This window comes from Streptomyces graminilatus, from assembly GCF_001418565.1.
Classification (GTDB): Bacteria; Actinomycetota; Actinomycetes; order Streptomycetales; family Streptomycetaceae; genus Streptomyces; species Streptomyces graminilatus.
The window spans coordinates 1-5,561 of record NZ_LIQQ01000196.1; the positions used below are offsets into that span (position 1 = coordinate 1).

At 69.7% G+C, this 5,561-nt stretch carries 4 protein-coding genes; 1 reads left to right on the forward strand and 3 read right to left on the reverse strand.

The features are described 5' to 3' along the window. Window positions 1–76: 76 nt before the first annotated feature. Complete coding sequence (locus AOK08_RS17710) at window positions 77–568, reverse strand: hypothetical protein (RefSeq protein WP_079054096.1); 492 nt, start codon at window positions 566–568, stop codon at window positions 77–79. A gap of 67 nt (window positions 569–635) precedes the next feature. Further along, window positions 636–962 carry an SH3 domain-containing protein gene (locus AOK08_RS17715; RefSeq protein WP_055526716.1) on the reverse strand — a complete coding sequence of 109 codons (327 nt, stop codon included), beginning with the start codon at window positions 960–962 and terminating at the stop codon, window positions 636–638. A 183-nt stretch (window positions 963–1,145) separates the two neighbouring features. Between AOK08_RS17715 and AOK08_RS17720 the strand changes: the two genes are divergently transcribed. After that, window positions 1,146–3,368, forward strand: a complete 2,223-nt coding sequence (locus tag AOK08_RS17720; protein ID WP_055526719.1) for a serine/threonine-protein kinase — start codon at window positions 1,146–1,148, stop codon at window positions 3,366–3,368. A 133-nt stretch (window positions 3,369–3,501) separates the two neighbouring features. Here the strand turns inward: AOK08_RS17720 and ilvD are convergent, their stop codons facing one another. Continuing rightward, entirely contained in the window at window positions 3,502–5,355 is a 1,854-nt protein-coding gene (gene ilvD / locus AOK08_RS17725) for a dihydroxy-acid dehydratase (RefSeq protein WP_055526721.1), read from the reverse strand. Window positions 5,356–5,561 lie beyond the last annotated feature (206 nt).

The window sequence follows — 5,561 nt, forward strand, 5'->3', positions numbered from 1 at the left end:
GTGTTCGAACACCGGACCGGCTGAAATGGCCTTGCCCGGGCTGGACGAGCGGGCAGGGTGGGTTGGTGGGGCTTGGTTAGCGGGTTTGGCGTTTGGCTGGGTTTCCTGTTCGGCGGGTTGTTCGGCGGGTCTGTTCCGCGCGGGACGCCTCGTACTCCTTGCGGTGCAGGGATTCGCCGGGGGCCTCTTTGAGGGAGCGGAGGAAGTAGGCGGCCAGGGAGCCTACGAAGCCGATCGTCAGGAGGCCCCGGAGAGAGGCCTGGCGGGCCGGGTCCGGGCGGGTGGTGAAGGCGCCCCAGGTGTGGCCGAACGCCAGTGCGCTGCACACCGCGAACATCACCAGGACAACGAGACTCACCAGCCCTCCTACCTCCGCGATGCGCAGGCCCTCGTAGGCGAGGCGCAGGATCAGGCAGGAGGCGATCGTCGCCGCCAGTGAGCCTGCGGCCACCCCTGCCCTGCGTGCCGGGTACCCGGCGTCGTGGTCCACCCAGGTCGTGCCGAAGAAGCGGATCGGTTCCGGGGTGGGTTCTGAGCGGGGTCTGGGGCTGGGTGTTTTGTCGGTCACCGTTCGATTATTGCCCGGCGGGCACCGGCGCCCGATGGTGGTGCCGGTGCCCTGGGCGTTGGCCGGGTCAGGAGCAGTGCGCTGCCACGTAGCCGTCGCTGCCCGTCAGGATGTACGCGTCCGAGACGTACTCACCGTTGTCGATGCTGTCCCAGATGTTCGACGTGCCGTACGGACCGGCTATCGCCTCGCCGGGGCGCTGGCAGTAGATCGGGATCTTGGCGCCCTCGGCGAGTGTGCGGACGATGGAGTAGCTGGTGCTGGGGCCGCTGCGGACGTTGAGGTGGTAGCCGGGGGCGACCGAGTAGTAGCGGACGGATGTCGTGACCGATGCCGTCGCTGCCGCCCCGCCGGCCGCTCTCTCCCCGATTCGGTCTGTGAACTCTGTGGACATGCGAAATCTCCCCCGTTGGAACCCCATGGCAGTCATGGGGAACGGGTGATACCCCTACAACCCGCCATGAAACATTTGTACGGAACTCGTACACCTGCGTCAGCACGCCGCCTCTGTCCTGTATTCCGCATCGACTAGGCTCCGTCCGTCGCGCGAGCGACCGAACAGCACGGGGGTGAGTCCATGACGCCACAGCGGAACTCCGGAACCGGCGCGGAAGCGGAATTTCCGGAGTACGCCGGTCAGTACCGTCTGGAGTCACGGCTGGGTTCCGGCGGCATGGGCGTGGTGCACCTGGCCCGGAGTACGTCCGGGATGCGGCTCGCCGTCAAGGTCGTGCACGGCGAGTTCGCCGAGGACCCCGAGTTCAGGGGGCGGTTCCGGCAGGAGATCGCCGCCGCGCGGCGCGTCAGCGGTGCCTTCACCGCGCCCGTCGTCGATGCCGACCCCGATGCCGAACGGCCTTGGATGGCCACCCTGTTCATCCCCGGGCCGACCCTCGCCGACGAGGTGAAGCGGAACGGGTCCATGAACGCCAGGCAGTTGCGCCGGCTGATGGCCGGGCTCGCCGAGGCGCTGCGCGACATCCACCGCGTCGGGGTCGTCCACCGGGACCTGAAACCGAGCAACGTACTGCTCGCCGAGGACGGTCCGAAAGTCATCGACTTCGGCATTTCCCGGCCGAAGGACAGCGAACTGCGCACCGAGACCGGCAAGTTGATCGGTACTCCGCCGTTCATGGCGCCCGAGCAGTTCCGGCGGCCCCGTGAGGTGGGACCGGCCGCCGACATCTTCGCCCTGGGGTCGGTGATGGTGCACGCGTCGACCGGGCGCGGGCCGTTCGACTCCGACAGTCCCTATGTCGTCGCCTACCAAGTCGTGCACGACGAACCGGACTTGACCGGTGTGCCGGAGAACCTCGCCCCACTGGTACTGAGTTGTCTCGCCAAGGAGCCCGAGGACCGGCCCACGCCCGATGAACTCATGCGGGAGCTGCGGTCGATAGCCGCCTCGTACGACACCCAGTCGTTCGTGCCCGAGGAGCGGCACGGTACTCACTCCTCCGTCTCCGGCGACCCTTTCTCCGGCGGTTCGGAGTCCGGCGGTTCGGAGTCCGGCGGTTCCGGTTCCGTTGTTCCTGCCGCCCTCGTGCCCAACTCCCCCTCGGACAACCGGACTTCGGATCGGCGGCGGCTGCGCAAGCGGGTGCTCCTCGCTGCGGGTGCCCTCGTCCTCGCCGCCGGGTGTGTCCTCGCCTCGGTGCGGGTGTTCGGCGGTGACGCGACGGTCGCCGAGCCCCCGGGCCGTTCCTCCGGTACGCATCCGGGAACGGATTCCGGTACGACGGCCGCCGCTGCCGGGTTCCGGGCCTGGGCGGTGCGGCCGGTCACCGCCCGCGCTGCCGGGATGCCCCAATGCTCGTACGGTGGCGGGAAGTTGTTCTGCGCCCAGAAGGGGTTCGTCTCCGCGATCGACGCCTCCGACGGCACCGTCCTGTGGCGGCACCCCATCGACGCCGGCCTCGTACCGAGCCGCCCGCCGGTTCTCTCGGGCGGGCTCGTGCACCCTCCGCTGGACGAGGGGTCCGGGCTGGAGGCGCTCGATCCCGTCACCGGCCGTACCCGCTGGCAGGGGAAGGCCGATCGCGTGGGCCTCGGATACGCCGGCGGCATGACCCTCCTCACCAGCGCCGACGGCAAGGTCACCGGCGTCGACAGCGCGTCCGGCGACAGCAAGTGGAACCGCCGGATCGGTGATCTGAGCAGCCCGCGGCTGTTCTCCTTCGCCGGCGACCGGCTCGCGTACGCCATGAGCACCGCCGAGGACGGGGCGAGCACCCGGGTCGCCGCGCTGGACCCGGCCTCCGGTGATGTGCGCTGGCAGGAGAAGCTGAACGGGCAGCTCAAACCCATCGGGACCACCGACGCGGGTGCCTCCGTCTTCTTCGCCGCCACCGACACCGTGTACGGGGACACGGTCGCCGTCGTCGACTACGACCCGGCGACAGGGACCTCGCGCAAGGTCGGTGTGAGCGTTCCGCTCCAGCGGGCCCATGGTGTCGTGCGCGGGAACACCGTGTACCTGATGGCCGCCGGCGGTGCGCTGATCGCCGTCGACCTGAAGGCGGGCAAGCAGTTGTGGCGGCTGGAGACCTCCGTGAGCCTCGGCTCGGCGCCGGCCGTGGACGGGCGGTATGTGTACGTCACCGCCGCCGACGGCCGGCTGCTGGCGGTGGACGCCCGGACGGGGAAGCTCGCGGGGCAGACGTCGCCTCGGCTCGGCGCGGACTCCGACACGATCGTGGCCACGCTGTCCGCGCCCGTCGCCACCGGCGGGCACGTCTACGCGAGCGCTCCCGACGGTTCCGTCTTCGCCCTGGACGCGACCGACCCGGCCCGCTGGTGACGGACGCGGCCTGACATACGTACGGTGTCCAGCGCGCGCGTACGGAAAGCACATACGGAAAGCACATACGGAAAAGGGCCGCTCCTGGGGAGCGGCCCTTTCGGTCAGCTGTATGAGCAGTCCTACGACAGGGTCAGCCCAGCTTCGACACGTCACGCACCGCGCCCTTGTCAGCGCTCGTCGCCATCGCCGCGTACGCGCGCAGGGCCTGGGAGACCTTGCGTTCGCGGGAGACGGGAGCGTAGACGCCGTTCAGGGCCTCGCGGCGGGCCGCCAGCTCGGCGTCCTCGACCAGGAGCTCGATCGTGCGGTTCGGGATGTCGATGCGGATGCGGTCGCCGTCCTTGACGAGGGCGATCGTGCCGCCGGAGGCCGCCTCGGGGGAGGCGTGGCCGATGGAGAGGCCCGAGGTGCCGCCGGAGAAGCGGCCGTCCGTGATGAGGGCGCAGGTCTTGCCGAGGCCGCGGCCCTTGAGGAACGAGGTCGGGTAGAGCATCTCCTGCATACCGGGGCCGCCCTTGGGGCCCTCGTAGCGGATGACGACGACGTCGCCGTCCGTCACCTTCTTGTTGAGGATCTTCTCGACGGCCTCTTCCTGCGACTCGCAGACGACCGCGGGGCCCTCGAAGGTCCAGATCGACTCGTCGACGCCGGCCGTCTTCACGACACAGCCGTCGACGGCGAGGTTGCCCTTGAGGACCGCGAGGCCGCCGTCCTTCGAGTACGCGTGTTCGACACTGCGGATGCAGCCGCCGGCCGCGTCCGTGTCCAGGGCCGCCCAGCGCTCCGACTGGGAGAATGCCTCGGCGGAGCGGACACAGCCGGGGGCCGCGTGCCACAGTTCCAGGGCCTCCGGCGACGGGGAGCCGCCGCGCACGTCCCAGGTCTTCAGCCAGTCGGCGAGGGACGAGCTGTGGACCGAGTTCACGTCCTCGTTGAGCAGCCCGGCGCGGTGCAGTTCGCCGAGGAGGGCGGGGATGCCGCCGGCCCGGTGCACGTCCTCCATGTAGTACGTGCGGTCCTTGGCGACGTTCGGCGCGACCTTCGCCAGGCACGGCACCCGGCGCGAGACCTCGTTGATCTCGTCGAGGCCGAACGGGACGCCCGCCTCCTGGGCGGCGGCCAGCAGGTGCAGGATCGTGTTGGTCGAGCCGCCCATCGCGATGTCGAGCGCCATGGCGTTCTCGAAGGCCGCGAGGGTGGCGACGTTGCGGGGCAGGACCGTCTCGTCGTCCTGCTCGTAGTAGCGGCGGGTGATGTCCATCACCGTGCGGCCCGCGTTCTCGTACAGCGCGCGGCGGGCCGTGTGGGTGGCCAGGACCGAGCCGTTGCCCGGGAGGGCCAGTCCGATGGCCTCCGCGAGACAGTTCATCGAGTTGGCCGTGAACATGCCGGAACAGGAACCGCAGGTCGGACAGGCGTTCTCCTCGATACGGAGGATGTCCTCGTCCGAGATCTTCTCGTTCACCGCGTCGGAGATCGCGTCGACCAGGTCGAGCGTACGGACCGTGCCGTCGACCAGTGTGGCCCGGCCGGACTCCATCGGGCCGCCGGAGACGAAGACCGTGGGGATGTTGAGCCGCAGGGCGGCGTTCAGCATGCCCGGGGTGATCTTGTCGCAGTTGGAGATGCAGATCAGGGCGTCGGCGCAGTGGGCCTCGACCATGTACTCGACCGAGTCCGCGATCAGGTCGCGGGAGGGGAGGGAGTACAGCATGCCGCCGTGGCCCATCGCGATGCCGTCGTCGACGGCGATCGTGTTGAACTCGCGCGGGATGCCTCCGGCGGCGGTGATGGCCTCGCTGACGATGCGGCCGACCGGCTGGAGGTGGGTGTGGCCGGGCACGAACTCCGTGAAGCTGTTCGCGACGGCGATGATCGGCTTCCGCCCGATGTCGGCGCCCGGTACACCGGAGGCGCGCATAAGGGCGCGGGCGCCCGCCATGTTGCGGCCGTGGGTGACTGTGCGGGACCTGAACTCGGGCATCGTCGGTCGCTCCTTCGGAGAGTTATGACTCACGTCGAGCGTACGCCGGTCGTTCCGGTTGCCGACGTGGTGTCCGGAATGCGGGATGGGCGTCTCGGTTTTTGGGTGCGAGAGCTTGGTGGTCGGGTGCGGGTTCGGTGGGGGCTGGTCGCGCCCCGCGGCGGAGCCGCGGATCAGATACAGCCCCGCGCCCCTTAAAGAACCAG

Coding starts and splice junctions, on each gene's coding strand:
- AOK08_RS17715 (WP_055526716.1), bottom strand. CDS start 962: ATGTCCACAGAGTTCACAGACCGAATCGGGGAGAGAGCGGCCGGCGGG.
- AOK08_RS17720 (WP_055526719.1), top strand. CDS start 1,146: ATGACGCCACAGCGGAACTCCGGAACCGGCGCGGAAGCGGAATTTCCG.
- ilvD (WP_055526721.1), bottom strand. CDS start 5,355: ATGCCCGAGTTCAGGTCCCGCACAGTCACCCACGGCCGCAACATGGCG.